General features: G+C 62.3%; 24 protein-coding genes and 1 pseudogene. 18 read left to right on the top strand and 7 right to left on the bottom strand.

All coding sequences use genetic code 11. From position 1 onward, the window contains the following. Window positions 1-84 precede the first annotated feature (84 nt). The gene (locus ASF04_RS12665) at window positions 85-3,225 is read left to right on the top strand and encodes a glycoside hydrolase family 2 TIM barrel-domain containing protein (RefSeq protein ID WP_056141858.1); all 3,141 of its coding nucleotides are present in this window, start codon (window positions 85-87) and stop codon (window positions 3,223-3,225) included. Further along, complete coding sequence (locus ASF04_RS12660) at window positions 3,222-4,871, top strand: glycoside hydrolase 43 family protein (protein WP_229205030.1); 1,650 nt, start codon at window positions 3,222-3,224, stop codon at window positions 4,869-4,871. The genes ASF04_RS12665 and ASF04_RS12660 overlap by 4 nt, the downstream gene beginning before the upstream one ends. 40 nt (window positions 4,872-4,911) lie before the next feature. On the opposite strand, the gene ASF04_RS12655 is transcribed toward ASF04_RS12660, so the two are convergent. Next, window positions 4,912-5,211, bottom strand: coding sequence for an accessory factor UbiK family protein (locus tag ASF04_RS12655; protein WP_056141856.1), 300 nt, complete (start codon window positions 5,209-5,211; stop codon window positions 4,912-4,914). Between the two features lie 293 nt (window positions 5,212-5,504). Between ASF04_RS12655 and ASF04_RS12650 the strand changes: the two genes are divergently transcribed. The 13 genes from ASF04_RS12650 (at window position 5,505) to ASF04_RS12590 (ending at window position 18,133) form a co-directional block, all read left to right on the top strand. Beyond that, window positions 5,505-6,275 (top strand): TorF family putative porin, encoded by a 771-nt coding sequence (locus ASF04_RS12650; RefSeq protein WP_056142045.1) that lies wholly within the window; start codon window positions 5,505-5,507, stop codon window positions 6,273-6,275. 11 nt (window positions 6,276-6,286) lie between these two features. Then, window positions 6,287-6,625 (top strand): P-II family nitrogen regulator, encoded by a 339-nt coding sequence (locus ASF04_RS12645; RefSeq protein ID WP_008444920.1) that lies wholly within the window; start codon window positions 6,287-6,289, stop codon window positions 6,623-6,625. Window positions 6,626-6,635: 10 nt separating this feature from the next. Then, entirely contained in the window at window positions 6,636-8,168 is a 1,533-nt protein-coding gene (locus ASF04_RS12640; protein ID WP_056141853.1) for an ammonium transporter, read from the top strand. Between the two features lie 180 nt (window positions 8,169-8,348). Further along, entirely contained in the window at window positions 8,349-9,650 is a 1,302-nt protein-coding gene (gene gshA, locus ASF04_RS12635) for a glutamate--cysteine ligase (RefSeq protein WP_056141850.1), read from the top strand. Window positions 9,651-9,693: 43 nt separating this feature from the next. Next, window positions 9,694-10,641, top strand: coding sequence for a glutathione synthase (gene gshB, locus ASF04_RS12630; protein ID WP_019924466.1), 948 nt, complete (start codon window positions 9,694-9,696; stop codon window positions 10,639-10,641). A gap of 71 nt (window positions 10,642-10,712) precedes the next feature. Then, complete coding sequence (locus tag ASF04_RS12625; protein ID WP_026637766.1) at window positions 10,713-11,114, top strand: PTS sugar transporter subunit IIA; 402 nt, start codon at window positions 10,713-10,715, stop codon at window positions 11,112-11,114. Between the two features lie 65 nt (window positions 11,115-11,179). Beyond that, window positions 11,180-11,449, top strand: a complete 270-nt coding sequence (locus tag ASF04_RS12620) for an HPr family phosphocarrier protein (protein ID WP_019924464.1) — start codon at window positions 11,180-11,182, stop codon at window positions 11,447-11,449. A 44-nt stretch (window positions 11,450-11,493) separates the two neighbouring features. Next, window positions 11,494-13,242 (top strand): phosphoenolpyruvate--protein phosphotransferase, encoded by a 1,749-nt coding sequence (ptsP, locus tag ASF04_RS12615; protein WP_056141847.1) that lies wholly within the window; start codon window positions 11,494-11,496, stop codon window positions 13,240-13,242. A gap of 78 nt (window positions 13,243-13,320) precedes the next feature. Then, window positions 13,321-14,490: a homoserine O-acetyltransferase gene (locus ASF04_RS12610; protein ID WP_082488721.1), complete on the top strand. Its 1,170-nt coding sequence runs from the start codon at window positions 13,321-13,323 to the stop codon at window positions 14,488-14,490. Next, the gene (metW, locus tag ASF04_RS12605) at window positions 14,487-15,095 is read left to right on the top strand and encodes a methionine biosynthesis protein MetW (protein WP_056141840.1); all 609 of its coding nucleotides are present in this window, start codon (window positions 14,487-14,489) and stop codon (window positions 15,093-15,095) included. The genes ASF04_RS12610 and metW overlap by 4 nt, the downstream gene beginning before the upstream one ends. Next, entirely contained in the window at window positions 15,095-16,348 is a 1,254-nt protein-coding gene (locus tag ASF04_RS12600) for an AmpG family muropeptide MFS transporter (RefSeq protein ID WP_056141837.1), read from the top strand. The genes metW and ASF04_RS12600 overlap by 1 nt, the downstream gene beginning before the upstream one ends. Beyond that, window positions 16,335-17,225, top strand: coding sequence for a M48 family metallopeptidase (locus tag ASF04_RS12595; RefSeq protein ID WP_056141835.1), 891 nt, complete (start codon window positions 16,335-16,337; stop codon window positions 17,223-17,225). Before ASF04_RS12600 ends, ASF04_RS12595 begins: the two co-directional genes overlap by 14 nt. Next, window positions 17,225-18,133 (top strand): pseudouridine synthase, encoded by a 909-nt coding sequence (locus ASF04_RS12590; RefSeq protein ID WP_056141831.1) that lies wholly within the window; start codon window positions 17,225-17,227, stop codon window positions 18,131-18,133. Before ASF04_RS12595 ends, ASF04_RS12590 begins: the two co-directional genes overlap by 1 nt. 244 nt (window positions 18,134-18,377) lie before the next feature. On the opposite strand, the gene ASF04_RS12585 is transcribed toward ASF04_RS12590, so the two are convergent. Then, on the bottom strand, window positions 18,378-19,067 hold the full coding sequence (locus tag ASF04_RS12585; RefSeq protein WP_056141827.1) for a DUF433 domain-containing protein: 690 nt from the start codon (window positions 19,065-19,067) through the stop codon (window positions 18,378-18,380). Window positions 19,068-19,152: 85 nt separating this feature from the next. Then, window positions 19,153-19,926: an exodeoxyribonuclease III gene (locus tag ASF04_RS12580; RefSeq protein WP_019924455.1), complete on the bottom strand. Its 774-nt coding sequence runs from the start codon at window positions 19,924-19,926 to the stop codon at window positions 19,153-19,155. A 96-nt stretch (window positions 19,927-20,022) separates the two neighbouring features. Here ASF04_RS12580 and pyrE point away from each other — a divergent pair, with 96 nt between their 5' ends. After that, a complete protein-coding gene (pyrE, locus tag ASF04_RS12575; protein WP_056141824.1) occupies window positions 20,023-20,688 on the top strand; it encodes an orotate phosphoribosyltransferase in 666 nt (221 codons plus the stop codon). Between the two features lie 81 nt (window positions 20,689-20,769). Beyond that, window positions 20,770-21,141 carry a hypothetical protein gene (locus tag ASF04_RS12570; RefSeq protein ID WP_056141821.1) on the top strand — a complete coding sequence of 124 codons (372 nt, stop codon included), beginning with the start codon at window positions 20,770-20,772 and terminating at the stop codon, window positions 21,139-21,141. 2 nt (window positions 21,142-21,143) lie between these two features. Here ASF04_RS12570 and ASF04_RS12565 read toward each other — a convergent pair whose 3' ends face one another. Beyond that, complete coding sequence (locus ASF04_RS12565) at window positions 21,144-22,079, bottom strand: sodium-dependent bicarbonate transport family permease (RefSeq protein ID WP_056141817.1); 936 nt, start codon at window positions 22,077-22,079, stop codon at window positions 21,144-21,146. A gap of 109 nt (window positions 22,080-22,188) precedes the next feature. Between ASF04_RS12565 and ASF04_RS12560 the strand changes: the two genes are divergently transcribed. Continuing rightward, the gene (locus tag ASF04_RS12560) at window positions 22,189-23,154 is read left to right on the top strand and encodes a LysR family transcriptional regulator (protein WP_056141814.1); all 966 of its coding nucleotides are present in this window, start codon (window positions 22,189-22,191) and stop codon (window positions 23,152-23,154) included. Window positions 23,155-23,162: 8 nt separating this feature from the next. Here the strand turns inward: ASF04_RS12560 and ASF04_RS12555 are convergent, their stop codons facing one another. The 3 genes and pseudogenes from ASF04_RS12555 to gatB all read right to left on the bottom strand — a co-directional run. Further along, window positions 23,163-24,434, bottom strand: a complete 1,272-nt coding sequence (locus ASF04_RS12555; protein WP_056141811.1) for a M56 family metallopeptidase — start codon at window positions 24,432-24,434, stop codon at window positions 23,163-23,165. After that, complete coding sequence (locus tag ASF04_RS12550; RefSeq protein ID WP_056141806.1) at window positions 24,431-24,811, bottom strand: BlaI/MecI/CopY family transcriptional regulator; 381 nt, start codon at window positions 24,809-24,811, stop codon at window positions 24,431-24,433. Before ASF04_RS12550 ends, ASF04_RS12555 begins: the two co-directional genes overlap by 4 nt. A gap of 175 nt (window positions 24,812-24,986) precedes the next feature. Then, window positions 24,987-26,450, bottom strand: a pseudogene (gatB, locus tag ASF04_RS12545) (Asp-tRNA(Asn)/Glu-tRNA(Gln) amidotransferase subunit GatB); the annotation flags it as partial. Window positions 26,451-26,467 lie beyond the last annotated feature (17 nt).

The raw sequence follows: 26,467 nt of genomic DNA, 5'->3' as shown, positions 1-26,467 counted from the left end.
GGGCATTGACCTCCGGCGCCATCCATCGCCTATACTCGGCGCTGGTATCTTTGTCATCGTTTTCATGAAAAGGTAGAACACCCCATGGTCAAAAAAACCGCTCCTGTCCACGCATGCCTGCTGGCGCTGGCGTCCCTCTCGGCCGGTGTGCACGCCGCCCCCGCACCAACGCCGCTCACCGAGTGGCAGCAACCGGAAGTGGTGGCCGTGAACCGCGAACCGATGAAGGCGACGTTCTTCAATTTCGAGAGCCGCGACAAGGCGGTGGCCGGCGACATGGCCGCCTCGCAGTACTACCTGTCGCTCGACGGCACCTGGCAGTTCGCCCACTCCAATACGCCCGGCGAGCGCCCGAAAGATTTCTACCGCAACGATTTCGACACCAGCCGCTGGGGTACCATCCAGGTACCGGGCATGATCCAGGCGCAGGGCTACGGCAAGCCGATTTTCACCAATGTCGATTACCCGTTCCCGCTCAACGAACCGCATGTGCCCGACGCCTTCAACGACGTGGGTTCGTACCGCCGCGACTTCGTGGTGCCGGCCGGCTGGGAAGGGCGCGAAGTATTCCTGCACGTGGGCGCGGCCGGTTCCGCTTACTACATCTGGGTCAACGGCGAGAAGGTGGGCTACTCGGAGGACTCCAAGCTGCCGGCCGAATTCAAGCTCAATCGCTACCTCAAACCGGGCAAGAACAATATCGCGATCGAAGTCTATCGCTGGGCAGACGCCTCGTACCTGGAAGACCAGGACTTCTGGCGCCTGTCCGGCATCGAGCGCAGCGTGTACCTGTACGCCGAACCCAAAGCCTGGCTGCGCGACTACACCGTCACCGCACTGCTCGACAAACAGTACACCGACGGCGTATTCAAGCTCAAGGCCGAATTGGCGGGCACGCCCGCAGCGGGCGAAATCGCAGTCACGCTGTTCGACGGCGAGCGCGAAGTATTCGCCCGCAAGGCGAAGATCGACGGCAGTGCCGCCACCATCGATGGCGTGCTGCCCAAGGTGCATGCCTGGTCGGCGGAGACACCCAACCTGTATCGCATGCTGATCGAATACCTTGATGCCGACGGCAAGCTGGTGTCGGCCACGTCGCGCCGCATCGGCTTCCGCACGGTGGAGATGAAGGATGGCGAAGTACGCGTCAACGGCAAGCGCATCATGATCAAGGGCGCCAACCGCCACGAGCACGATCCGGTGACCTACCGCGTGATGTCGCTGGACCTGATGCGCAAGGACGTGGAGATGATGAAGCAGGCGAACGTGAACGCCGTGCGCACCTCGCATTATCCGAACGATCCGCGCTGGTACGACCTGGCCGACGAATACGGCCTGTACGTGATGGACGAAGCCAATATCGAATCGCACGCCTACATGCATTTGGGCGACCACTCCAAGGTGCCCGGCTACCGCGAACAGGTGCAGCTCGGCTACAAGCCGCAGTGGCGCGCGGCCCACCTCGACCGCGTCTCGCGCATGGTCCAACGCGACAAGAATGCGCCGTCGATCATCTTCTGGTCGCTGGGGAATGAAGCCGGCACCGGTCCCAATTTCGAACACGCGGCGCAGTGGATCCGCGCCAACGATCCCACCCGCCTGGTCAGCTACCTGGGCTACGGCACCATCGGCGAAACCCACAAGCCAAATGCCTACGTGGACATCTACGCGCCGATGTACGACGACATCGAAAAGATGGTCGATTACGCGGTCGATCCGCGCTTCACCCAGCCGATGATCCAGTGCGAGTACGTGCACGCGATGGGTAACTCGCTCGGTAACATGGAAGACTACTGGCAGGTGATCCGCGCCCATAAAAAACTGCAGGGCGGCTTTATCTGGGACTGGGTGGACCAGACCGTGTTCGCCACCGATGACAAGGGCCGCCGCTACTGGGCGTCCGGCTTCGACGTCAATCCCAAGGTGGGCGACAACAGCGTGGTGGGCGACGGCGTGGTGCGCGCCGACCGCACGCCCGACCCCGAATACTACGAAGTGCAAAAGGTGTATTCGCCGCTGGTGTTCGAGGGCGATCCCAGGTCCGGCAAGGTCACGGTGGTCAACCGCTACGACTTCCGCGACACGTCCGACCTCGATTTCGACTGGGTGCTCACCAACGACGGCAACGAGGTCACGCGCGGTGCGCTGACCGTGCCGGCCGTCGCTGCGGGCGCCAGCCGCCAGATCGAGATCAGGCTGCCCAAGCTGCGCTCGACCGGCGGCGAACAACTGGTGACCTTGCGCGCCAAAGCCCGCACCGATTCGGTCAAGGGCGTGGCGGCTGGCACGGTGGTGGGCTGGTCGCAGTTCGTCACGGTGCCAGCTTCCAAACCGGCGGCGACGGCCAAAGCGGCGCAGCCAACGCGCGCGGGCGACGACATCCGACTCGCTGGCGGCCCGGCCGTCCTGCGGCTCGATGCGAAAACCGGCCTGGTGGACTACGCGGTAGACGGCAAGACCGTGCTCAAGGGCGGCGCACCGAACTTCTGGCGCGGGCTGATCGACAACGACGAAGGCGCGGGCGTGGACAAGACGCACCAGGTCTGGAAGACCTTCTCGGAACAGCGCCACGTGCGCTCGGTCACGCTGGACGGCAACCGGGCAAAAGTCTTGTACAGCTTTGGCGCCGGCGCCGCCCACTGGGAAACGACATATACCCTTGATGCCGATGGCGCGCTCGGTGTGGCGGCGACGTTTACGCCGCTGCGCGACGACTTGCCCGATCCGCTGCGCCTGGGCCTGCGCTTCGACAACGACAACACGCTCGACACCATCGAGTGGTACGGACGCGGACCGCAGGAATCGTATGCCGACCGCGCCACCGGCTACGCCATCGGCCGCTACACCGGCAAGGTGGCGGACCAGTACCACGGCTATAGCCGTCCGCAGGAAAGCGGCAACAAGACCGGCGTGCGCTGGCTGTCGCTATTCAACTCCCAGGGCAGCGGCATCACCGTCAAGGGCGCCGCGCCGTTGTCGGTCAACGCGCTGGCGTTCCCGTACGAAGACCTGTACCTGCGTCCGCGTGGCGCCTGGAAAAGCTCGGAGATTGCACCGCATGGCGACGGCTCGCTGCTGATCGACCTGGCCCAGAGCGGCGTAGGCGGCGACACCGGCTGGAACCTCACCGGCCGCGCTCACGTCAAGTACCGCATCAAGCTCGAACCGGCCAGCTACAGCTTTACCATCGCGCCGCTTGCAGCCAAACCGCAGGAGACAAAATGAAAATAATGACAACCGCCGCCGCGCTGGCGCTGCTGTGCAGCGCGCCGTGGACGATTGCTCAAACTCCCGCACAACCGGGCGGCCCGTGGGTGGCCGACCTCGGCAACGGCCGCTACCAGAACCCGATCCTGTACGCCGACTATTCCGATCCCGACGCCATCCGCGTGGGCGCCACGTTCTACATGACCGCGTCGAGCTTCAGCAACGCGCCGGGGCTGCCGCTGCTGCAATCGACCGACATGGTCAACTGGGAACTGGTGGGCCATGCGCTGCCCAAGCTGGTGCCGGCGCAGGCATTCGCCACGCCGCAGCCGGGCAAGGGCGTGTGGGCGCCGTCGCTGCGCCATCACGCCGGCAAATTCTGGATCTTCTATCCCGATCCCGATTTCGGCGTGTACGTGATCACCGCCACCAGCTTTGCCGGACCGTGGAGCGAGCCGCACCTGCTGTTGCCCGGAAAAGGCATCATCGATCCGTCGCCGCTGTGGGACGACGACGGCAAGGCCTACCTGGTGCACGCGTGGGCCAGGAGCCGCGCGGGCTTCAACAACATCCTGACCTTGCGCGAGATGGACCCGGAGGCGCGCACGCTGCTCGACCAGCGCGGTAAGGACATCATCGACGGCAACAAGCTCAGTGGCTACACCACGCTGGAAGGTCCGAAGTTCTACAAGAAGGACGGCTACTACTACATCTTCGCGCCGGCCGGTGGCGTGGAACACGGCTGGCAGTCGGTATTCCGCTCGCGCACCATCGCCGGGCCGTACCAGGACCGCATCGTGATGGCGCAGGGGGCCTCCACCACCAACGGCCCGCACCAGGGCGCGTGGGTCGATGATCTGAAAGGACGCGACTGGTTCTATCACTTCCAGGACAAGCGCGCGTACGGCCGCATCGTCCACTTGCAGCCGATGCGCTGGCACGACGGTTGGCCGGTGATCGGCGAGGACAAGGATGGCAAGGGCACGGGCGAGCCGGTGCTGGTGCACGACAAGCCGGCCGGCAAGGACAGCGGCATCAAGGCGCCACCGGCGGGCGACGAATTCAACGCCGCCAAGCTGGGGCTGCAATGGCAATGGAACGCCAACGAGGCGCCGGGCTGGTATGAACTCACGGCCAAGCAGGGCAGTTTGCGGTTGCATGCGCAGGCGGCGCCGGTTGCCGGCAGCGTGCGCGACGTGCCTTCCGTGCTGACGCAAAAATTCCCGGCGCCGGCCTTCACGGTCGATACCCGGATTGAGGTTCATGGCGACCTGAGCCGCGCGGGCCTGGTGGTGCTGGGGATTCAATACGCGTGGATCGGCGTGCAGCAGGGCAAAAATGGCAGGGAGCTGGTGCTGGCAACCTGCGCGGAACCGGCTGCCGCCTGCAAGGAGCAGGTGCAGGTGTTACGGCCGGTGGACCAGGGAGGGAACAACCGTACGGATAAACAGGCGCTGTACCTGCGGGCGCAAGTGAGCGACGGTGCGGTGGTGCGCTTCTCGTACAGCCAGGATGGCAAGCAGTACACACTGGCGGGGCAGCCGTTCACGGCCAGCGTCGGACGCTGGGTGGGGGCGCAAGTGGGCCTGCTGGCGACGCGGGTGCCGGGAGCCAGCGGCGCCCCGGCATATCTCGATGCCGACTACTTCCGCGTCGGCAAATAATTTCAACAATACGCCGGCAGATTACCCGCCGGCAGCTTGCTTACAGCACCTCGCCCTTGGCGATCTCCACTTTAGGTTCAGGCGACACTGCAGCCGGCTGGACCGGTGCGGCTTTCGCCTCCAGCGCCGCCAGGCGAGTTTCCAGAGCTTCCAGCTTGGCGCGGGTTTTGGCCAGCACCTGGGTCTGAATATCGAACTCTTCGCGGGTAACCAGGTCGAGCTTGGAGAAGCCCTGGGTCATCATGGACTTGACGTTCTTTTCGATGTCCTTGGCGGGCGAATTTTCGACGGCCTTGGAGATCTTGTTCTGCAAGTCGTTAAAAAAAGTATTCATATCCATAATATTCCTTGATCTGGTGGCGGGACGGATGCACCATTGAAGTGCGTCCGTGTATCGATGTGGTGCAAATTCAAACAGCGCGGCCAACTTTCCTTCCAAATTATCACTTTTGTCAGAGGCGGCGCCCTGTCGCCCATGACAAAGCAGCCAAAGCTGCTATCTACCAGGCAACGTTAGCTGGCACGCATTCTGCTATAGAAGCCAGGGAATGCTTAACGCTTCGCTTCACAAGGATTTTACCCGCATCGCACCTAGTATCTGTATTCAGTTTCGATAACTACAAGGACAAAATGATGAAGAGCCAAAACAAAAGCCTGACCCGAACCCTGACAGCAGCAGCGTTGACTTTGGCATTCGCCACCATTAGCGCCTCGGCGCAGGCCCAGGAAGCGCAACCCGCTGCCGAAGCCGTACCAGACAACCAGATTTCCTATAACGTCGCCGTTGTCAGCGATTACCGTTACCGCGGCATTTCGCAAACCCGTCTGCAACCAGCCGTGCAGGGCGGTGTTGATTATGTCAACAACCCCACCGGTGTATATGTGGGGGCCTGGGCCACCAATATCAAGTGGATCAAGGACGGCGGCGGCGATGCCTCGTATGAATTCGACGTCTATGCCGGCAAACGCGGCCAGATCAATGACACCTTCGCCTACGACGTCGGCGCGCTGTACTACGCCTATCCTTCGAACAAGCTCGCCACCAGCGCCAATACCTTCGAATTGTACGCCCAGGTGAGTGCTGGCCCGTTCTCGATCAAGTATTCGCACTCGACCAGCAACCTGTTCGGCACGCCTGACAGCAAGAACAGCGGCTACCTCGACGGCCAGTTCAACTATGACGTCTATGACGGCTATGTGCTCAACCTCCATGCCGGCCACCAGAACGTCAAGAACAATGGCCCGGTCAGCTATAGCGACTACAAGGTCGGCGTGACCAAGGACTTCGGCGTGTTCTCGGTGTCGGTTGCCGGCGTCAAGACCAATACCGATGCATACGTCGGCCGCAACGGCAAAAACCTCGGTAAATCGGGCGCAGTTGTGACTATTTCCAAAACTTTCTAAGCGAGGCTCTCATGAAAATGATTACCGCCATTATCAAGCCGTTCAAGCTTGATGAAGTCCGCGAAGCCCTGTCGGCCATCAACGTGCAGGGCATTACGGTGACCGAGGTGAAGGGTTTCGGTCGTCAAAAAGGACATACCGAGCTGTATCGCGGCGCCGAGTACGTCGTGGACTTCCTGCCGAAGACCAAGATCGAAGCGGCGGTTGACGACAGCATCGTCGAGCAGGCAATCGAAGCGATCGAAGGCGCAGCCCGCACCGGCAAAATCGGTGATGGCAAGATCTTTGTGTACAACCTGGAACAGGTGATCCGTATTCGTACCGGCGAAACCGGCAACGAAGCTCTTTAAGGGGATTTAGATGAAGAAAACTATAACAACGTTGCTAGCTGGGGTATCTCTGCTGTTCGCTCTTGCCGCACCGATCCATGCGCAAGATGCCAAGCCGGCTGATGCGCCGGTGGCCGCCGCCACCGCCGCTGCACCGGAAGCTGCCGCTGCACCCGCCGCTGCGCCTGTGGCGGCCACCGCCGCCGTGGCTGAAACCGCGCCTGCCGCCGCGCCCACGCCGCAAAAGGGCGACAACGCCTGGATGATGGTTGCCACGCTGCTGGTAGTCATGATGACGATTCCCGGCCTGGCCCTGTTCTACGGCGGCCTGGTCCGTTCCAAGAATATGCTGTCGATCCTGATGCAGATCTTCATGATCTTCGCCGTGATCGTCGTGTTGTGGTGTATCTACGGTTACTCGCTGGCGTTTACCGAAGGCAATGCATTCTTCGGCAACCTGCATGACCGCACCTTCCTCAACAATATCTACGATCCGGTCAAGGGCACCTTCGCCTATGCCGCCACCTTCAGCAAGGGTGTGGTAATTCCGGAGTTCATGTTCGTTGCCTTCCAGGCCACGTTCGCAGCGATTACCTGCGCGCTGATCGTCGGTGCATTTGCCGAACGCGCCAAGTTCACCGCCGTCCTGCTGGTCGTGGTGATCTGGTTCACCTTCTCGTACCTGCCAATCGCCCACATGGTCTGGTTCTGGACCGGTCCTGACGCGATCAAGGATGCCGCTACCCTGGCGACCGAAACCGCCAAAGCCGGTTACCTGTTCCAGCACGGCGCGCTCGACACCGCTGGTGGTACCGTGGTGCACATCAACGCCGCTGTTGCCGGCCTGGTCGGTGCTTACGTGATTGGCAAACGCGTCGGCTACGGCCGCGAATCGATGGCGCCGCACTCGGTGACCATGACCATGATCGGCGCTTCGCTGCTGTGGGTCGGCTGGTTCGGTTTCAACGCCGGTTCGCCGCTGGAAGCTGGCGACATCTCGGCCCTGGCCTTCATCAACACCCTGCTGGCCACCGCAGCTGCCACCGTGTCGTGGGTCTTCGCTGAATGGATCTTCAAAGGCAAACCATCGATGTTGGGTGGCGCTTCGGGTGCGGTAGCGGGCCTGGTCGCGATTACCCCGGCTTGCGGCTTTGTCGGTCCGATGGGCGCGCTGATCATGGGTCTGCTCGCTGGCGTGATCTGCCTGTGGGGCGTGAATGGCCTGAAACGCCTGCTCGGCGCCGACGACTCGCTGGACGTGTTCGGCGTGCACGGCGTGGGCGGCATCCTGGGCGCCATCCTGACCGGCGTGTTCGCTGCGCCATCGCTGGGTGGCCAGGGCATCTTCGACTACGTGGCCAACAAGCCATCGGCCGACTACTCGATCAGCGGTCAAGTGCTGATCCAGGCAACCGGCGTGGGCGTCACCATCGTCTGGTCGGCAGTGGTTGCCTTCATCGCCTTCAAGCTGGTGGACATGGTGATCGGTCTGCGCGTACCGGAAGAAGAGGAACGCGAAGGCCTGGACATCACCACCCACGGCGAGTCCGCCTACCACATGTAATCCGACATGTAATTGCTGTTAATCTTGTCAGGAAAGCCTCCGCACTTGCGTGCGGGGGCTTTTTTTTATTTCCGCCTTTAAAATAGGGTTATCGCCCCGATGTAGGTTGTCCACAAGGTAATATTCGGTGTTTCAGCGTGCCTGGAGGGTCGGCCTCCCGCATCATTTAAGGAAGTAAACATGGTTCCCCATCTCGCCACGGCCCTGACCGGCCCGCTCCACGACCTCGAAGAAAAGATCCTGGCCGCCACTCCCGCCATCGAGCGCTGGTTCCGCCTCGAGTGGCAAGAGCACACGCCGCCATTCTATTGCTCGGTCGATATGCGCAACGCCGGCTACAAGCTGGCGCCGGTGGACACCAACCTGTTTCCCGGCGGTTTCAACCACCTGGCTACCGAGATGCTGCCCTTGTCGGTGCAGGCCGCCATGGCCGCGATCGACAAGTACTGCCCCGACGCGCGCAACCTGCTGCTGATCCCGGAAATCACCCAGCGCCACCCCACGTACTGGCAAAACGTCGCCCGCCTGATGCAGATTTTCCGCCAGACCGGCTTGCACGTGCGGCTCGGTTCCTTGTCGCCGGAAGTGACCCAGCCCACGCCGATCGCTCTGCCGGACGGCAATATGCTGGTGGTGGAACCGCTGGTCCGCTCGGCCAATGGCCGTCGCGTGGGGCTGAAAGACTTCGATCCTTGCACGGTGCTGCTCAATAACGACTTGTCGGCCGGCATTCCCGACATCCTGCAGAATATTCACGAACAAAGCCTGCTGCCGCCGCTGCACGCGGGCTGGGCGCTGCGCCGCAAGAGCAACCACCTGAACGCCTACGACGAAGTGGCGAAGAAGTTCGGCAAGCTGATCGGTGTCGATCCGTGGATGTTCAACCCGCTGCACGCCAAGTGCGATGCGGTGAACTTCCGCACCGGCGAGGGCTACGAGTGCCTGGCCGCCAATGTCGATACGCTGCTCTCGAAGATCAAGAAGAAATACAAAGAGTACGGCATGAAGGAACAGAAGCCGTTCGTGATCATCAAGCCCGACGCCGGCACCTATGGCACCAGCATCCTGACCATCAAGGATTCCAGTGAAATCAAGGACTTGACGCAGGCCCAGCGCGACAAGATGATCGTTATCAAGGACGGCAAGGAAGTCACCGACTTCATCATCCAGGAAGGCGTGCCCACTTTCGAGAGCATCAAGGACGATGTTGCCGAGCCGGTCGTGTACATGATCGACCGCTACGTGGTCGGTGGTTTTTACCGGGTCCACGCCGAGAAGGGCATCGACCAGAACCTCAATGCGCCGGGCTCGCAGTACGTGCCGCTGGCGTTCGCGCAGCAGCACGCGGTGCCCGATTTGAAGGCCAAGCCGGGCACCGCAGCGCCCAACCGGTTCTACGTGTATGGCGTGGTGGCGCGGCTGGCGCTGCTGGCGGCGTCGCTGGAGATGGAGCGCACCGACCCCAATCCGGAAGTGTATTGAGAATCTCGGCTAAAATCAGATCTTCACCAAACCGGAAGCATCCATGAAAATCGCTTTTCTCGCAGATCCGTTAGCCACGTTCAAGACTTACAAGGACTCCACCTACGCCATGATGGTCGAGGCCAACCGGCGCGGCCATACCGTGTATGCCTTCGAGCAAAAGGATATGGCAGTGCTGGGCGGTATCGCCACGGCCAAGGCGTCGCAGATCAGCTTTACCGGCGACGCTACCGACTGGTACCGCGCCGCGCCGGCGGTGGAAACCAACCTGGGCGAGTTCGACGCCATTGTCCAGCGCAAGGACCCGCCGTTCGACATGGAATACATCTACGGCACTTACATGCTCGAGCTGGCCGAAGCCCAGGGCGCCAAGGTATTCAACAAGCCGTCGGCGATTCGCGACCACAGCGAAAAACTGGCGATTGCCCAGTTCCCGCAATACACGTCGCCCACCCTGGTAACGGCTGACGAGGCCCGCATCCGCGCCTTCCAGGCCGAGCATGGCGACATCATCCTGAAGCCGCTCGATGGCATGGGCGGCACCGGCATCTTCCGCGTCAAGCCCGATGCCATGAATCTGGGCGCGATTATCGAGACGCTGACCCAAAATGGTGCAACGACCATCATGGCGCAGCGCTTCATCCCTGACATCGCCAAAGGTGACAAGCGCATCCTGGTCATCGCCGGCAAACCGGTACCGTTTTCGCTGGCCCGCATTCCGCAAAACGGCGAAGTGCGCGGCAACCTGGCCGCCGGCGGCCTCGGCGTGGCCCAGCCATTGACCGAGCGCGATTTCGAGATCGCCAACGCCATCGGCCCGACCCTGGCTGCGCGCGGTTTGCTGCTGGTGGGCCTGGACGTGATCGGCGACTGCCTGACCGAAGTGAACGTCACCAGCCCGACCTGCTTCCAGGAAATCACCCAGCAAGCGGGCTTCCCGGTGGCGGCCACCTTCATCGACGCGGTGGAAGCTGCCGTGTCGGCGGGTTAAAAAGATGCAAATTCAAAATAATTTTGCCGGACGGCCGCAATTTAGTCCGCGCTCACTGGCGGATTAAGAATATGGTTGGCATACTGCTTATGACGCACGCGCCGCTGGGGCAGGCATTTATTGCCGCCTGCGCCCACGTGTTTCGTGGTCCCACCGAGCTACTGGAAGCGATCGACGTGATTGCCGACCAGGATCTCGGCCAGGTCCAGCAACTGGCGGCGGCGGCGATCAAACGGCTCGACGACGGCGATGGCGTGCTGGTCATGACGGACGTGAAGGGCGGTACGCCGTCCAATTGCTGCGACCGGTTGGCGGACGCGGGCAGGGTGGAAGTGATCGCCGGTATCAGCTTGCCGATGCTGTTGCGGGCCATAACCTACCGCCGCGATACGCTGGACGTGGTCGTCGAGATGGCCCTGGCCGGTGCGCAAAGTGGGGCGGTGCGCGTCGATAACCGGATTCGCGTCGGATAAATTCGACTGGCGCGGGATTTTTAGAGTGCGGCTTTCTCGCAGTTTTTCGAAGAGACAATATAAAAATGATTCAGCAAGAACTTGAGATTATCAACAAGCTCGGCCTGCACGCACGCGCGTCCGCCAAATTCACCCAGCTGGCCGCCAAATTCCAGAGCGATGTCTGGCTGAGCCGCAATTCGCGCCGCATCAACGCCAAGTCCATCATGGGCGTGATGATGCTGGCTGCCGGCAAGGGCGCCAAGGTCCTGCTCGAAGCGGACGGCGCCGACGAGAAGGAATGCATCGCGGCCCTCACTGCACTGGTCAACGACAAGTTCGGCGAAGGCGAGTAATGCCTTCGGATCGCGGCCGCTCCCGTCCTTATTCCGGCGCCCCCATGGCTTCGTTTACCCTGCACGGCATCCCGGTGTCGCGCGGGATTGCGATTGGTCGCGCCCACAAGCTGGCGCCTGCCGCGCTCGACGTCAAGCACTACCTGGTGGCCGAGGAACATCTCGAAGCCGAAGTGCTGCGCCTGCAGCAGGCACTGGCCCAGGTGCACAAGGAACTGCAAACCCTGTGGAACGAGCTGCCCAAGGACGCCCCGACGGAACTGGGCGCGTTCATCGATGTCCACGCGCTGATCCTGTCCGACCCCATGATTTCCGAGGCGCCGCTCGACATCATCCGCGCGCGCCACTACAACGCCGAATGGGCGCTGCTCACCCAGATCGATGAACTGTCGGCGCAGTTCGACGAAATCGAAGACCCGTACCTGCGCGAGCGCAAGGCCGACATCCAGCAGGTGGCCGAACGCGTTTTAAAAGTGCTGATGGGTACCGCGCAGATTTTGCCGCCGCCGGTCAAGCTGGGCGACGACGAATTCCAGCCGCAGATGATCATCGTCGCGCACGACATCTCGCCGGCCGACATGCTGCAATTCCGCGACCGCTCGTTCATCGGTTTTGTCACCGACGTCGGCGGCCAGAACTCGCACACGGCCATCGTCGCCCGCAGCCTCGACATCCCGGCAGCCGTGGGCATGTCGGGCGCCTCGACCCTGATCGAGCAGGACGACTGGCTGATCATCGATGGCGACGCTGGCGTGGTCATCGCCAACCCCAGCGTGGTGGTGCTCGAGCAGTACCGCGATCGTCAGAACGCGGCGATCCGTGCCCGCAAAAAACTGGGCAAGCTGAAGAAAACCCCGGCCATTACCAAGGATGGCACCGAGATCACGCTGCTGGCCAATATCGAGCTGCCCGACGACTGCCCGGCCGCGATGGAGGCGGGCGCCAACGGCGTCGGTTTGTTCCGCTCCGAGTTCCTGTTCATGGGCCGCAAGGGCAAGATGCCGTCCGAGGACGAGCAGTTCGAGCAGTACAAGAAAGCCGTGGTGGCCATGAAAGGCCGCCCGGTGACGATTCGCACGCTCGACATCGGCGCCGACAAGCCGCTCGACCAGGCCGAGCACACGGCATTGAACCCGGCGCTGGGCCTGCGCGCGATCCGCTACTGCCTGGCCGAGCCGCAGATTTTCCTGATCCAGCTGCGCGCGATTTTGCGCGCGTCGGCATTCGGCAAGGTGCGCATCCTGATCCCGATGCTGGCGCACGCGTTCGAGATCGACCAGTCGCTGGCCATGATCGCGCAAGCGAAGGCCGAGCTGCGCGAAGAGCACGTCAAGTTCGACGAGAATGTCGATGTGGGCGCGATGATCGAAATTCCGGCCGCCGCGCTGGCATTGCCGATGTTCGTCAAGCGCATGAACTTCCTGTCGATCGGCACCAATGACCTGATCCAGTACACGCTGGCGATCGACCGGGTTGATTATGAGGTCGCACACCTTTACAATCCGCTGCATCCGGCTGTGCTGCAATTGATCGCCATGACGATTGCGGCCGGGCATAAAGCCGGGATCGACGTCGCCGTGTGCGGCGAAATGGCGGGCGACGTCAAGCTCACCCGCCTGTTGCTGGGCCTGGGACTGCGCGAGTTCTCCATGCATCCGGCGCAACTGCTCTCGGTCAAGCAGGAAATCCTGAACAGCGACCTTGCGCGCATCATGCCGCAAACCCGCAAGATCATGCGCTCGATGGAACCAGGTGTAATTGCAGACGCGGTCGAACAATTACAGCTCTTGTAAGTCGGTGGGACCCATCCTCGCGGTCCCACCTTGATAGATGGCCCGTGGGGCCGCCCCAATAAAAAAATCGAAACCATCATGTCATCCCTGGGATACGTCACCCCGCAAACCATGCACTTCGCCGAACCGTTGCCGCTGCAAAGCGGCGCCGCGCTGCGCGACTACATGCTGATGTACGAAACCTACGGCACCCTGAACGCCGACAAATCGAACGCGGTGCTGGTCTGCCACGCCTTGAACGCCTCGCACCACGTGGCCGGCGAATACGAAGGCAAACCGAAAAGCACCGGCTGGTGGGACAATATGGTCGGCCCGGGCAAGTCGCTCGACACCGACAAGTTCTTCGTCATCGGCATCAACAACCTCGGCTCGTGCTTCGGCTCCACCGGCCCGATGCACACCAACCCCGCCACTGGCAAGCCGTACGGCGCCACCTTCCCGGTCGTGACCGTGGAAGACTGGGTGAGCGCCCAGGCGCGCCTGGCTGACCAGCTGGGCATCACCCAGTTTGCCGCCGTAATGGGCGGCTCGCTCGGCGGCATGCAGGCGCTGGCCTGGAGCATCATGTACCCGGACAGCCTGCGCCACTGCGTGGTGATCGCGTCCACCGCCAAGCTGTCCGCGCAAAACATCGCCTTCAACGACGTCGCCCGCCAGGCAATCCTGTCCGACCCCGACTATCGCGGCGGCGACTTTTACGAGTACGGCGTGGTGCCGAAAAACGGCTTGCGGGTCGCCCGCATGGTCGGCCACATCACCTACCTGTCGGACGACGACATGGCCGAAAAATTCGGCCGCAAGCTGCGCGCCGTGGCTGACGACATCGCTGCCACCGGCACCTATAAATTCGACTTCGGCGTGGACTTCGAGATCGAATCGTACCTGCGCTACCAGGGCGATAAGTTCAGCGAATACTTCGACGCCAACACGTACCTGTTGATCACCAAGGCGCTCGACTACTTCGATCCGGCGCGCCACCACGGCGGCGACCTGTCGAAGACGCTGGCCGCCACGCGCGCCAAGTTCTTCCTGGCGTCGTTCACCACCGACTGGCGCTTTTCGCCCGAACGCAGCCAGGAAATCGTCAAGGCCCTGATCGACAACCGCCGGCAAGTGACTTATGCCGAAATCGACGCCCCCCATGGCCACGACGCCTTCCTGCTGGAAGACCCGCGCTACCTGAACCTGGTGCGTGCGTACTACGACCGGGTCTGGAACGACATCAACGCAGTCAAGGAGGCCGCATGAATTTCGACGACTTGAGCGCGGCCCGTCCCGATCTCGCCTTTATCGCCCACTGGGTGCCGGCCAACGCGCACGTGCTGGACGTCGGCTGCGGCGACGGCGTGATGATGGACTACCTGCAAAGCGACAAGCGCTGCAGCGGCTACGGCATCGAGATCGCCGACGACAAGGTACTCGCCAGCACCCGCCGCGGCGTGCAGGTGGTGCAGCAGGATATGGAAAAAGGCCTGGCGCTGTTTGGCGATAACAGTTTTGACACCGTGCTGTGCCTGTCGTCGCTGCAGATGATGAAGCACGTGGAAGCGCTGCTGCGCGACATCGTCCGGGTAGGCAAGGAGGTGATCGTCTCGTTTCCCAACTTCGCCTACTGGCCGCACCGCGTGGCGCTGCTGCGCGGGCGCATGCCGGTGTCGAAATCGCTGCCATACGAATGGCACGACACGCCCAACCTGCGCTGCGCCACCATCAACGACTTCCGCGACCTGGCGCATGACTGCGGCGTCGAAGTGATCGACTGCGTGGCGCTGGCCGAAGGCCGCCGCGTGGACTTCCTGCCCAACCTGCGCGGCGATTTGGCGGTATTCCGCCTCCGCAAGAAAGCTCATTGATGAACGCCCCGGAACAGAAGAAATGGCTGAGTTACCTGAACGGCCGCACCATCTCGATCCTGTTCCTGGGCTTTAGCTCCGGGCTGCCGCTCTACACGCTGATTTACCTGATGCAGGCGTGGCTGGCCACGGCCGGACTCGATGTGAAGGCGCTCGGCCTGTTCGGCCTGATGACGTTCCCGTACACCTTCAAATTCCTGTGGGCGCCGCTGATGGACCGCTACAGCATCGGGCGCCTGGGCCGGCGCCGGGGCTGGATGGCGGTCACGCAGATTGGCCTGTTCCTGGTGATCGGCGGCGTGGGCATGTTCGATCCGAAGCAGGAGCTGTCCCTGATCGTGCTGGCGGTGGCGGCGATCGCCTTCCTGTCGGCCAGCCAGGACGTGGTGGTGGACGCCTATCGCCGCGAAATCCTGGCCGAGGAAGAGCAGGGCCTGGGCGCGGCCATTATCGTCAATGCCTACAAGGCGGCCAGCCTGATTCCCAGCGCGCTGGGACTGGTACTGGCGGACAGCATGTCGTGGCAGGCCGTGTTCTGGATCGTGGCCGCGTTCATGCTGCCCGGTTTTATCTGCACCTTGCTGGCCAGGGAGCCAGCCGTGTATGGCGCGCCGCCAAAAAACCTGGAAGAAGCGATCGTCCTGCCGTTCAAGGAATTCATCCAGCGCGACGGCTTGAAACAGGCGATTATCATCATCATGTTTGTGCTGCTGTATAAAATCGGCGACACCATGGCTACCGCCTTATCGACCAAGTTCTTCCTCGATATCGGTTTTACCACCAAGCAGATCGGCCTGGCCGCCAACGCTACCGGCTGGTGGGCCAGCCTGGCCGGCGGCGCGGTGGGCGGCATCTGGATGATCAAGCTTGGCATCAACCGCGCGCTGTGGGTATTCGGCGTGCTGCAGGCGATCGCGATTCTCGGTTTTGCCTGGCTGGCCGAGGTGGGGCCCGACCCGTTCCTGCTGAGCGCCGTGTTCGGTTTTGAGGCATTTGCCAGCCTGGGGCTCGGTTCGGCGGCGCTGGTGGCGTTCATGTCGCGCGCGACCGACCCGCGCTACACGGCCACCCAGTACGCGTTGTTTTCCAGCCTGGCAGCGGTGCCGCGCACATTCATCAATGCGTCGGTAGGGTATATTGTCGCGGAAACCGGCTGGTTCTGGTTCTTTATGGTCTGCTTCATGCTGGCTTTTCCGGCCATGCTGATGCTCCCTAAAATCGCTCCATGGAATAAACGAGATGAAAAAGCTTAAATTCAAGGGCGCCGCGCTGGCGCTGGCCTGTGCGATGAGCGTGCTGCCGGCGCTGCCGGCCCTGGCCCAAAACGACGGCATCCCGGTCGAGAGAATGTCGCGCCTGCGCAGCATCGGTGGCGACGCCGACCAGGTCAACCAGCAGTCGAAACTGCAGTACGACCAGATGCTCAAGCAGGCCCACGAAAAAGACGCGGTGGCTACCGACAGCAACCCGCAACTGATACGCCTGCGCGCCATCGCCGACCGCCTGATTCCGTTCACCAAGCGCTGGAACCCCGATTCCGCCAACTGGAAGTGGGAAGTGAACCTGCTCAATTCGCCGACCGTCAATGCATTCTGCATGCCGGGCGGACGCATCGCCTTTTATAACGGCATCCTGACCAAGCTCAATCTCACCGACGACGAAGTTGCCGCCGTGATGGGCCACGAAATAGCCCACGCGCTGCGCGAACATGCGCGCGCGCAGGCTGGAAAGAACACCTTGACTCAAGGGCTTAGTCGCGTTGTTGGCGCGGTTGGTTCTGCTTATTTGGGGGTTGATCCCAGGCTCGGCGATGTGGCAGCAGGGGTTTTTTCGCAAGGTGCTGCACTGAAGTTCTCGCGGTCCGATGAATCGGAAGCCGATTTGGTGGGTATCGATCTGGCTGCACGCGCTGGCTACGATCCGCGCGCCGGCGTAGCGTTGTGGCAAAAAATGGCAGCGATCAACAAGAACCAGCCTATCAGCTTCCTTTCCACCCACCCGACCGGCAGCGACCGCATCAAGAATATGAACGACCACATGAACCTGGTGCTGCCCGTGTACGCACGCGCCAAGGGGCTCGACGTCAACAAGCTGCCGCCATACCGCTCGCTGGCGCTGCCGAAATCCTGATGCCGGCGCCGTCCCCGGCGGATCGGCATCCGCTGCCGATGCGCGACGGCGTCGCGCCCAGCTACTTGTGGCTGCCCGAAGGCCAGTGGCCCGACATGATCACCTTCCTGGCCGCGCGCTTTGCCGACGTACCGGAAGCCACCTGGCGCGAACGCATGGCGCGCGGCCACGTGGTCGATGGCGACGGCAAACCACTGGCGCCGTATAGTGCTTACCGGCGCGGCATGCGCATCTTTTACTATCGCGAGCTGGACGAAGTCGAAACGCCAATCCCGTTCCAGGAAGAGATCCTGTTCATGGACGACCACCTGGTGGTGGTGGACAAACCGCATTTTCTGCCGATGACGCCAACCGGCCGCTTCCTGCACGAGACACTGCTGGTGCGGCTGAAAAAAAACCTGGGCGAACCGGCGCTCACGCCAATTCACCGGCTGGACCGCGAGACGGCCGGCGTGGTGATTTTTTCGCGCCGCCAGGAGAGCCGGGGCGCGTACCAGTCGCTGTTCCAGCAGCGCGTGATCGAGAAAGAATACGAAGCGCTGGCGCCGCGCCTGGACGGCGTGCAGTTCCCGTTCACGTACAAGAGCCGCATGGTCGATGGCGACAAGTTCTTCATCATGAAGGAGGAAGAGGGCGCACCGAATTCGGAGACCATCATCGACGTCATCGAACACCGAATTGAGCACACGCGCTACCGCCTGTTCCCCCACACGGGCCGCAAGCACCAACTGCGCCTGCACCTGTCCTCGCTGGGCATCCCGATCCTGAACGACGCCTTTTATCCAGTGACACTGCCAAGCGGGCCTGACGACTACGCCAACCCGCTCAAACTGCTGGCCCGCCGCATCTGCTTCCTCGACCCCCTCAGCGGCGACTGGCGCGAATTTTCGAGCCAGCGCAGTTTGTAGAGTGTTAAAACGGGATGGCCTGGAACTTGGCTACCGGGGAATGCTTCCACGGTACGCGATAGGCGCCGCCAGCGACCAGTTCTGAATAGGCCACTACCTGTGGCCACCATTTGACCAGACGTTCCGACTGCGCCCAAAACCTTTGAGTGGACGACTGTGACGTTTTCTACTTGACGAGCAACCTTCGATAATTCCCTGATGCCGTGGGCAAGATAGGGCGATAAATTATTATCGAAGAAGAATTTCAAGCTGCGAGTCTTTCTTCAAATTCTATGGCTTCGGTCACCATTTTCGGCGTGATATCGAAGACTCTGGCCACCATGTCCTTGTCGCGGCCTTCCGCGAGAAACGAGGCGTAAATGGTGTCGGTGGGAATGCCTGCGCTGGCGATAATCGGGGTGCCGAATTGGAGTGCGGGATCGAGCACGATGGATTTGCGTTTGCCCAGCGGGAACCAGCGCACGGCGCTCTCTTCGTCGTACTCGATGCCGGCGTACAGGGATGGACTGACGATGTCCGAGAAAACGAACTGCCGGTGCACGACATCGACGACCTTTTCATCGCCGGTGGCCGCTTCCACCGCTTGTAGAAAGATGCGCTTGCCATCGGTGCGGAACTGGCGGTTGGTCAGCGGGTAGTCGTTGCCGAAGTATTCAGTAGCAGCTTCGATCGTGGCGCGGATGACTTTAAGGTCCACACCGTGTTCGACGAACGCTGCCACCATGCGCAACTCCAGCAAGTCGCGAAAACCAATGACCTCGCCCGGTAAGTCCTGGCCGGTGAACTGCGTGGTCCATAACGGCTCCGACCGCACGTGCTCATCTTTATATTTTCGCGTGTAACCTTGCAACCAGCGTCGCAGCGAGCGCGGTTCCGCCCCGATCAGGCGCGCAGCCTGGTGCAATGGATAGATGCCGGTGCCGATAAGGTCCATGAGGTCAATGAAAGATAATATGCGCGTAGTTGACGTTAGCAGAACCCACGCGCTTGATCAATCTTTACACGCAGCGGTGTGCGGATCACTCGTGCGCGTAATCGATAATCAGCGGCGCGTGATCGGAAAACTTCTCTTCCTTGTACACGGCCACGGTGGTGGCGCGGGCGGCGATGCCGGGGGTGGCGACATGGTAGTCGATGCGCCAGCCCACGTTCTTGGCGTACGCCTGGCCGCGATTGCTCCACCAGGTGTACTGCTCTTCGCGCGGGTCGAGGCCGCGGTGTACATCGACGTAGCCCACTTCGTCGAAGATGCGGGTCATCCATTCGCGCTCTTCGGGCAGGAAGCCGGAGTTTTTCTTGTTGCCTTTCCAGTTCTTGAGGTCGATTTCTTTATGGGCGATGTTCCAGTCGCCGCAAATTACCACTTCGCGGCCTTCCGCGTGCAGCAGTTGCAAGTGCGGCAGGAACAGGTCCATGAAGCGGAACTTGGCCTCCTGGCGCTCGGGGCCGGACGAGCCGGACGGGCAGTACACGGAAATCACGGTCAGGTTGCCGAAGTCGCAGCGCACGTAGCGGCCTTCGCGGTCGAACTCGGGGGCGCCGAAGCCGATCACCACGCGGTCCGGCTCGATGCGGCTGTAGATGCCGGTGCCCGAGTAGCCCTTCTTTTCGGCGTAGTGGAAATGGCCGTGGTAGCCGCCCGGGTTGAGGAACTCCGGCGTCATGTCCGGTGCTTGCGCCTTGAGCTCCTGGACGCAGACGAAATCGGCATCCTGCTTGGCCAGCCAGGTAAAGAAACCCTTGGACGAGGCGGAGCGGATGCCGTTCAGGTTGGCGGAAATGATTTTTGGCATGGTGGCAGCTGCTTAAAAAAGCGTCGAAATTTTGGAATGCGTTAGTGTAGCGGTAAAATGTCGGCACTTTCCAGAACTAAACAGAAATGAGGCAGCATGAGCAATTTACGTCAGGATTTCATCGCGTTTTCGGTCAAGACCGGAGTATTGCGCTTTGGCGAGTTCACCACCAAGGCCGGGCGCCAGTCGCCGTACTTCTTCAATGCCGGCCTGTTCCATGACGGCGCCACGCTGGCCCAGCTGTCGCAGTTTTACGCGCAAACCCTGCTCGACTCTGGCGTCGAGTTCGACATGCTGTTCGGCCCCGCCTACAAGGGCATCACGCTGGCCTCGGCCACCGCGCTGGCGCTGGCCGGCAAGGGCCGCAATACCTCGTTTGCCTACAACCGCAAGGAAGCCAAGGATCACGGCGAAGGCGGCACCCTGGTCGGCGCCAAGCTCACCGGCAAGGTGGTCATCATCGACGACGTGATTTCGGCCGGCACCTCGGTGCGCGAGTCGGTGGACATGATCCGCGCCGCCGGCGCCGAGCCGTGTGCCGTACTGATCGCGCTCGACCGCATGGAACGCGCCGGCAAGGACGGACAACTATCGCCGAACTCGGCGGTACAGGAAGTGGCGCTGCAATACAATATCCCGGTGATCTCCATCGGCAACCTCGACGATTTGTTCGGCTACCTGAACGGCGCCGGCGCCGATCCGCAGTTGCAGCAACACAAGGAAGCGGTGGCCGCCTATCGCGAGCGCTACGGAATTGCATAAAGTGCTATATTGGTAGACACCGATATTTCTATGGTGTAACCTTTTAGCGCGGCGTACAGACCGTGGACAATCGAGGCGCACATGAACATTGCAACACTGAAAGTACACGGCGGCGATGACGGCCTGGCCGACATCCGCGACGGCTTGCCGATCGAGCCCGATGGCGACTGGCGCCGTGGCGATGTCAAGCCCGACGGCCGGGTACGCATCGACTCCGGCTTCTACGTGCGCCTCGCAACCGACGACAATCCCGACGAACTGCTCAAGGCGATCCGTACCTTCCTGGCCGAATCGGCTGCGCGCGGCATCCACTTCGAGCGTGCCGACGTGGCCGCCGAGCTGCGCATCTCGTTCAGCTCCGAACGCGGCGCGGCCACGCCCACGCTCGACTTCTCGCTGGCGGACCTGACCCTGCTGGTGGAAATGGGCATCAACCTCAGCATCACTGCCTGACCTTAGACGCCCAGCCACAGCCGGTACAGCGGCAACCCCAGCAACACATTGACCGGGAACGTGATGCCCAGCGCAGCGAGCATCGCCAGCCCGATGTCGGCTTGCGGGATGGCGGCACGGATTGCTGCCGGCGCCGCGATATAAGACGCGCTGGCCGTGAGCGCCGCCAGCACCAGCGTGGTGCCCGGTGGCAGACCCAGCAAAGTGGCGACGGCGATGCCGGCCCAGGCCAGCACGAACGGTGCCACTGCCGCGAACACCATCAGCCGCCAGTGCTGCAACGGCAATGGCCGGCACACGCGCGCCGTGCACAAGCCCATTTCCAGCAGGAAGATCGCCAGCATGGCCTTGAACCCGCCCAGCATCACCGGCGCGATTGGCGCCATGCCTTGCGGCCCGTACAAAGCACCGATCACCACGCCGCCACCGAGCAGCACCACGCCGCGGCTGGTGAGCGCTTCGCGCCAGATCGCCATGCCGCCGTGGCCCGACGTTGCGCCGCCCTGGCGCCGGTGGTGCAACCACAACATCATCACGATGGCCGGCAGTTCCAGCATCACCAGGTACAAGGTGGTTTGTGGACTGACGGCCAGGCCATCGTGTTCAGCCAGGGCCAGGGCCACGGCAAAGGTGCCGGCGCTGACCGAACCGTAGTGGGCTGCAATGCTGAGCGCGTTGGGACGGTCGAGCCGCACCAGGCGGCGCAGTACCGGGTAGCACAGCAGCGGCAGCGCCACGCCGAGCGCGGCCACCACCAGCAGTTCGACCACCATGGCGCCGGTGACATGGCCGTGCAGCGCCATGCCGCCTTTTAAGCCGAGCACCAGCATCAGCAGGATGGCCAGCGTGTCGTACGTGGGAGAGGGCAGTTTCAGGTCTGATTTGACGAGGCCGGCGCACAGGCCGAGGGCGAAGAAGGCGATAACGATGTCGGGCATGTAGAGGAGTTTCTAATTGGAATGCTCGCCATTGTGCCCATCACCGCGTATATTGAATAATAAAACCTTCTGCAATAGCTCATAGAGCATCGTCTATGGATCGAACCGCATGAACATCCGCCACCTGAGTTTTCGCCTGCTGCAAATCTACGTGCAAGTGGTGCGCAGCGGCAGCATTTCCGCCGCCGCCCGCGCCATGCACCTGACCCAGCCCACCGTCTCATTGCAAATGAAACGGCTGGCCGAGGCGGTCGGCGCACCGCTGTTCGAACAAAAAGACGGACGCTTCGAGCGCACCGCCGTGGGCGAGGAATTGTTTTGCGCCGCCTGCGACGTGCTGGGCCGCTTCGACGATTTCAATGGCTACCTGGAGCGGGCGCGCGGCGGTTCGTCCGGCCACATCCATGTCGCCGTGGTCACCACCGCGAAATACGTGCTGCCGCGCATCATGGGGGCGTTCTACCGCCAGTTTCCCGATATCGGCATCACGCTCAGCGTGGGCAACCGGGCCCAGATCGTGGGCCGCTTCGAGCGCCAGGAGGACGAGCTCTACGTATTCAGCCATCCGCCGAGCGGCCCGCAGGTGCAAGCTGCGCGCATCCTGCGCAATCCGCTGCAGATGATCGCGCCGCTCGATCACTGGGCCGCTGGCGGGCCGCCGGTGACGATGGCGCAGCTGCGCGGCGAACGCTTCCTGGTGCGCGAGCCAGGGTCGGCCACGCGGATGATGTTCGAGTCGTGGCTCAGCGCCCAGGGCATGGATCTGGGCAGCACCATGCAGGTCGAGAGCAACGAGGCGATCCGCCTGAGCGTGGCGTCGGGGCTGGGCGTGTCGGTGATTTCCGAGCACACCTTGCAGGAGGGGCGCGAACGGCTGGCAGTGCTGCCGGTGGCCGGCTTTCCGCTCGAAAGCAACTGGTACCTGGTGGCGCGCAAGGACCGCCGCCTGTCGGCGCCGGCGCACAGCCTGATCCGGTTTATCGCCGGCCACCTGCACGAGTGCGTGGAACCCGACTGGGTGGCGCCCGGCATTGCCGGGCTGGACGCGCATTTCATGCCGGTTGCGCGTCCTTGAGCAATTGCTTACTTCAGGTTCCAGTCGTACATCATCTTCAGCCACGACGCGACCGGTTTGCCCGCCGTGGTCGCTGGGATGAAGCTGCATTTCTCGATGGCGGTGCGGGCTGCCTGGTCCAGGTCGGCATGACCGCTCGACTGCTCGACCTTGCTGGACTTGACCTTGCCATCGGCGGCAATCAAAAAGCCGAGGACGACCTTGCCGGTGCGTTGCTGGGCCACTGCTGCTGCCGGCCACTCGGGCAGCGCGCACTTGTCGAAATTGACCACGGCCTTTGCCGTTTTTCCTTTAGCCGTGGTGGCCTCCGCTGCCGTTGCTTCGGCATAAATCGCGACACAGGCCAGCGCCAGTCCCAGCATCGGAATCGCGGCTTTCCAGTTCAGGGCCTGCGGGGCAGGGCGCATCAGGTGTTTAATACGATCCATCAGATTTCCTCCGTTGGCCGCTTGGGCCAGGTGGTGGGTGGAGAACTGGAGACGTTCCAGTTCGGATAAAGCAAGCGCCAGACGCCGCGGTTCGCCGAGCTGCCTTGCTGCGAAATCATCTGCAATCAGTTCGCGTTCGGCACGGATGCGGTTCGAGAGCCACCAGACAGCCGGGTGGTAGAACAGCAGCGTTTCGATCACGTTCTGCAGCAGGTTGACCAGGTAATCGTGACGGCGCACGTGCGCCAGTTCGTGCGCCAGCAGCGCCTCGAGCAAGTCGGGCGGCATGCGGGCGGCCAGCGCGGCCGGCACCAGCACCACGGGACGCCACCAGCCGGCCGTGACCGGGCTGGCCAGCACTTCGACCATCCTCAGGCGCACCTGGCGCGTGATGCCGAACGCCTGCGCCATTTGCGACAGCCGTGCCTGCCAGCGTGCCTGCACCGGATCGTGGCGACCGGCGTTGCGCTGGACCGTGCGTTCGATCCACAGCAGCCCCAGCGCCATGCGTACCGACAGCACGGCCGCGCACAGCGCCCAGACGCTGACAATGCTCCGGACGGCAGCACCGAGGTCGATCAGTTGACCGTTGCCGACCATGTTGCGGACCGCGAACTGCATCATGCCGGTCGCTTCACCTGGTGCTGCCGCGCCGTTGCCTAGGCGTTCGACCAGGCCCAGCGCGGGCCAGGCCAGGCAGGCCAGCAAGGCCGTGCACGCCACCAGGTAGCGGTATTCGGCGCGGCTGTTGCGCAGCAGCGCGAGCACGACGGCGGTGGCGCAGCCGATCAGCAAGCCCTGCCACAGGAAGTGGACCAGGGTGGCGCCCAGCATGGCGATGAAGGCGTTCATGGTTGTTGGTCGCCCTTATCCTTGAGCAATTCCTCGATTTCGGCCCGCTCTTTTTTGGAGATGCCCGAGCGCAGCGCCGCCAGCACCAGCGCCTTGGCCGAGCCCGAGAATGCCTTGTCGATCAGGTCGCGGAGCAGGTTGGTTTGCAGCGAGTCGCGGGCCTGCGCCGGTGCATAAATATGCGAGCGCTGACTTTCGTCGCGGATCAGGATGCCCTTGGTGTGCATGATCTGCATCAGCCGCAGCACGGTGCCGTAAGCGAGATCGGGCTTGTGCGCCAACATCGCTTCGTGCACCTGCTTGGCGGTGGACGCGCCAAGCGGCCACAGGGTTTGCAACAGTTCCAGCTCGGCGGCGGTAGGTTTCGGGATGCTCATGGTGGTGTGTGGGGGTGTGCAGTGGTTGTAGATTAGTCTGTCTAGAAAAAAATGTATACTTTATTCGAACAGGTTTTTCTGGCTGTAGCAGATTGTAGACATTGATGTCTATATCGGGATAAAAAAACGCCCCGCGAGCTGGCGCTGGCGGGGCGTGATCTGGCGCTGAAAAGATTTAACCAGCCAGCTTGGCTTTCAGCAGCTCCGTCAGCTGGGCCGGGTTGGCTTTGCCGCGCGAGGCTTTCATGGCCTGGCCGATCAGGGCGTTGATCGCTGCTTCCTTGCCGGCGCGGTACTGCTCGACCGACTTGGCGTTGGCAGCGAGCACTTCGTCAACGATCGCTTCCAGCGCGCCCGTGTCCGAAATCTGTTTCAGGCCCTTCGACTCGATCAGCGCATCGACCAGGTTGTTGTCGTCGGACTTGGCCGCCCACATATCGGCAAACAATTCCTTGGCGGTCTTGTTGTTGATGGTGCCGTCGGCGATGCGCTTGAGCATCAGCGCCAGTTGCGCCGGTTTGACTGGGGCGTCGCCGATATCGACACCTTCGCGGTTGACGGTGGACGAGACGTCGCCCATCAGCCAGTTGGCGGCGGCCTTGGCGTTGTCCTTGCCGGCAGCATCGACCACGGCCACGAAATACGTGGCCATCGCTTTCGAGGCGGTCAGGACCAGCGCGTCGTATTCCGGCAGCGCGTAGTCGGAAATGAAGCGGGCGCGCATGGCGTCCGGCAGTTCCGGCATGGCAGCTTTGACCTGTTCGATCCAGGTGTTGGAGATGACCAGCGGCGGCAGGTCCGGGTCCGGGAAGTAGCGGTAGTCTTGCGCGTCTTCCTTGCTGCGCATTTCGCGCGTTTCCTTGCGGTCAGGGTCGTACAGTCGCGTCGCTTGCACGACCTTGCCGCCGTCTTCGATCAGTTCGATCTGGCGGCGCACTTCGACGTGCACGGCTTCCTCGATGAAGCGGAACGAGTTCAGGTTCTTGATTTCGCAGCGGGTACCGAATTCGGTCTGGCCTTTGGGGCGGACGGACACGTTGATGTCGCAGCGGAACGAGCCTTCCTGCATATTGCCGTCGCATACACCGAGCCACATCACCAGCGAGTGCAGGGCCTTGCAATAGGCCACCGCTTCGGCGGCGCTGCGGATTTCCGGTTCCGAGACGATTTCCAGCAGCGGCGTGCCGGCGCGGTTCAAGTCGATGCCGGACATGCCGGCGTAATCTTCGTGCAGCGATTTGCCGGCGTCTTCTTCCAGGTGGGCACGGGTGAGATTGACCGTCTTGGTGACGAACTGGCCGTCCTTTTCATAGCCGAACGTGACCGCGCCGCCGATGACCACAGGGTCTTCGAACTGGCTGATCTGGTAGCCCTTGGGCAAGTCCGGGTAAAAATAGTTTTTGCGGGCGAAGATCGAGGCCGGCGCGATTTTCGCGCCCACGGCCAGGCCGAAGCGGATGGCGCGATCGACGGCCTGCTTGTTCATGACCGGCAGCACGCCCGGCAGCGCCAGGTCCACGGGGCTGGCCTGGGTGTTGGGGGCCGCGCCGAACGTGGTCGGCGAGCCGCTGAAGATTTTTGATGCGGTGGTGAGCTGCACGTGGTTCTCAACACCGATGACGACTTCCCATTCCATATTGTTCTCGCTTAAGTATT

The organism is Duganella sp. Leaf61 (assembly GCF_001421905.1).
GTDB lineage: Bacteria > Pseudomonadota > Gammaproteobacteria > Burkholderiales > Burkholderiaceae_D > Rugamonas > Rugamonas zoogloeoides.
Note: the sequence above shows the minus strand (reverse complement) of the source record. Positions and strands in the feature narration are given on the sequence as shown.

Excerpts from the sequence above, each read along its gene's own strand:
- ASF04_RS12665 (WP_056141858.1), top strand. The coding sequence starts at position 85 with ATGGTCAAAAAAACCGCTCCTGTCCACGCATGCCTGCTGGCGCTGGCG.
- ASF04_RS12660 (WP_229205030.1), top strand. The coding sequence starts at position 3,222 with ATGAAAATAATGACAACCGCCGCCGCGCTGGCGCTGCTGTGCAGCGCG.
- ASF04_RS12655 (WP_056141856.1), bottom strand. The coding sequence starts at position 5,211 with ATGGATATGAATACTTTTTTTAACGACTTGCAGAACAAGATCTCCAAG.
- ASF04_RS12650 (WP_056142045.1), top strand. The coding sequence starts at position 5,505 with ATGAAGAGCCAAAACAAAAGCCTGACCCGAACCCTGACAGCAGCAGCG.
- ASF04_RS12645 (WP_008444920.1), top strand. The coding sequence starts at position 6,287 with ATGAAAATGATTACCGCCATTATCAAGCCGTTCAAGCTTGATGAAGTC.
- ASF04_RS12640 (WP_056141853.1), top strand. The coding sequence starts at position 6,636 with ATGAAGAAAACTATAACAACGTTGCTAGCTGGGGTATCTCTGCTGTTC.
- gshA (WP_056141850.1), top strand. The coding sequence starts at position 8,349 with ATGGTTCCCCATCTCGCCACGGCCCTGACCGGCCCGCTCCACGACCTC.
- gshB (WP_019924466.1), top strand. The coding sequence starts at position 9,694 with ATGAAAATCGCTTTTCTCGCAGATCCGTTAGCCACGTTCAAGACTTAC.
- ASF04_RS12625 (WP_026637766.1), top strand. The coding sequence starts at position 10,713 with ATGGTTGGCATACTGCTTATGACGCACGCGCCGCTGGGGCAGGCATTT.
- ASF04_RS12620 (WP_019924464.1), top strand. The coding sequence starts at position 11,180 with ATGATTCAGCAAGAACTTGAGATTATCAACAAGCTCGGCCTGCACGCA.
- ptsP (WP_056141847.1), top strand. The coding sequence starts at position 11,494 with ATGGCTTCGTTTACCCTGCACGGCATCCCGGTGTCGCGCGGGATTGCG.
- ASF04_RS12610 (WP_082488721.1), top strand. The coding sequence starts at position 13,321 with ATGTCATCCCTGGGATACGTCACCCCGCAAACCATGCACTTCGCCGAA.
- metW (WP_056141840.1), top strand. The coding sequence starts at position 14,487 with ATGAATTTCGACGACTTGAGCGCGGCCCGTCCCGATCTCGCCTTTATC.
- ASF04_RS12600 (WP_056141837.1), top strand. The coding sequence starts at position 15,095 with ATGAACGCCCCGGAACAGAAGAAATGGCTGAGTTACCTGAACGGCCGC.
- ASF04_RS12595 (WP_056141835.1), top strand. The coding sequence starts at position 16,335 with ATGAAAAAGCTTAAATTCAAGGGCGCCGCGCTGGCGCTGGCCTGTGCG.
- ASF04_RS12590 (WP_056141831.1), top strand. The coding sequence starts at position 17,225 with ATGCCGGCGCCGTCCCCGGCGGATCGGCATCCGCTGCCGATGCGCGAC.
- ASF04_RS12585 (WP_056141827.1), bottom strand. The coding sequence starts at position 19,067 with ATGGACCTTATCGGCACCGGCATCTATCCATTGCACCAGGCTGCGCGC.
- ASF04_RS12580 (WP_019924455.1), bottom strand. The coding sequence starts at position 19,926 with ATGCCAAAAATCATTTCCGCCAACCTGAACGGCATCCGCTCCGCCTCG.
- pyrE (WP_056141824.1), top strand. The coding sequence starts at position 20,023 with ATGAGCAATTTACGTCAGGATTTCATCGCGTTTTCGGTCAAGACCGGA.
- ASF04_RS12570 (WP_056141821.1), top strand. The coding sequence starts at position 20,770 with ATGAACATTGCAACACTGAAAGTACACGGCGGCGATGACGGCCTGGCC.
- ASF04_RS12565 (WP_056141817.1), bottom strand. The coding sequence starts at position 22,079 with ATGCCCGACATCGTTATCGCCTTCTTCGCCCTCGGCCTGTGCGCCGGC.
- ASF04_RS12560 (WP_056141814.1), top strand. The coding sequence starts at position 22,189 with ATGAACATCCGCCACCTGAGTTTTCGCCTGCTGCAAATCTACGTGCAA.
- ASF04_RS12555 (WP_056141811.1), bottom strand. The coding sequence starts at position 24,434 with ATGAACGCCTTCATCGCCATGCTGGGCGCCACCCTGGTCCACTTCCTG.
- ASF04_RS12550 (WP_056141806.1), bottom strand. The coding sequence starts at position 24,811 with ATGAGCATCCCGAAACCTACCGCCGCCGAGCTGGAACTGTTGCAAACC.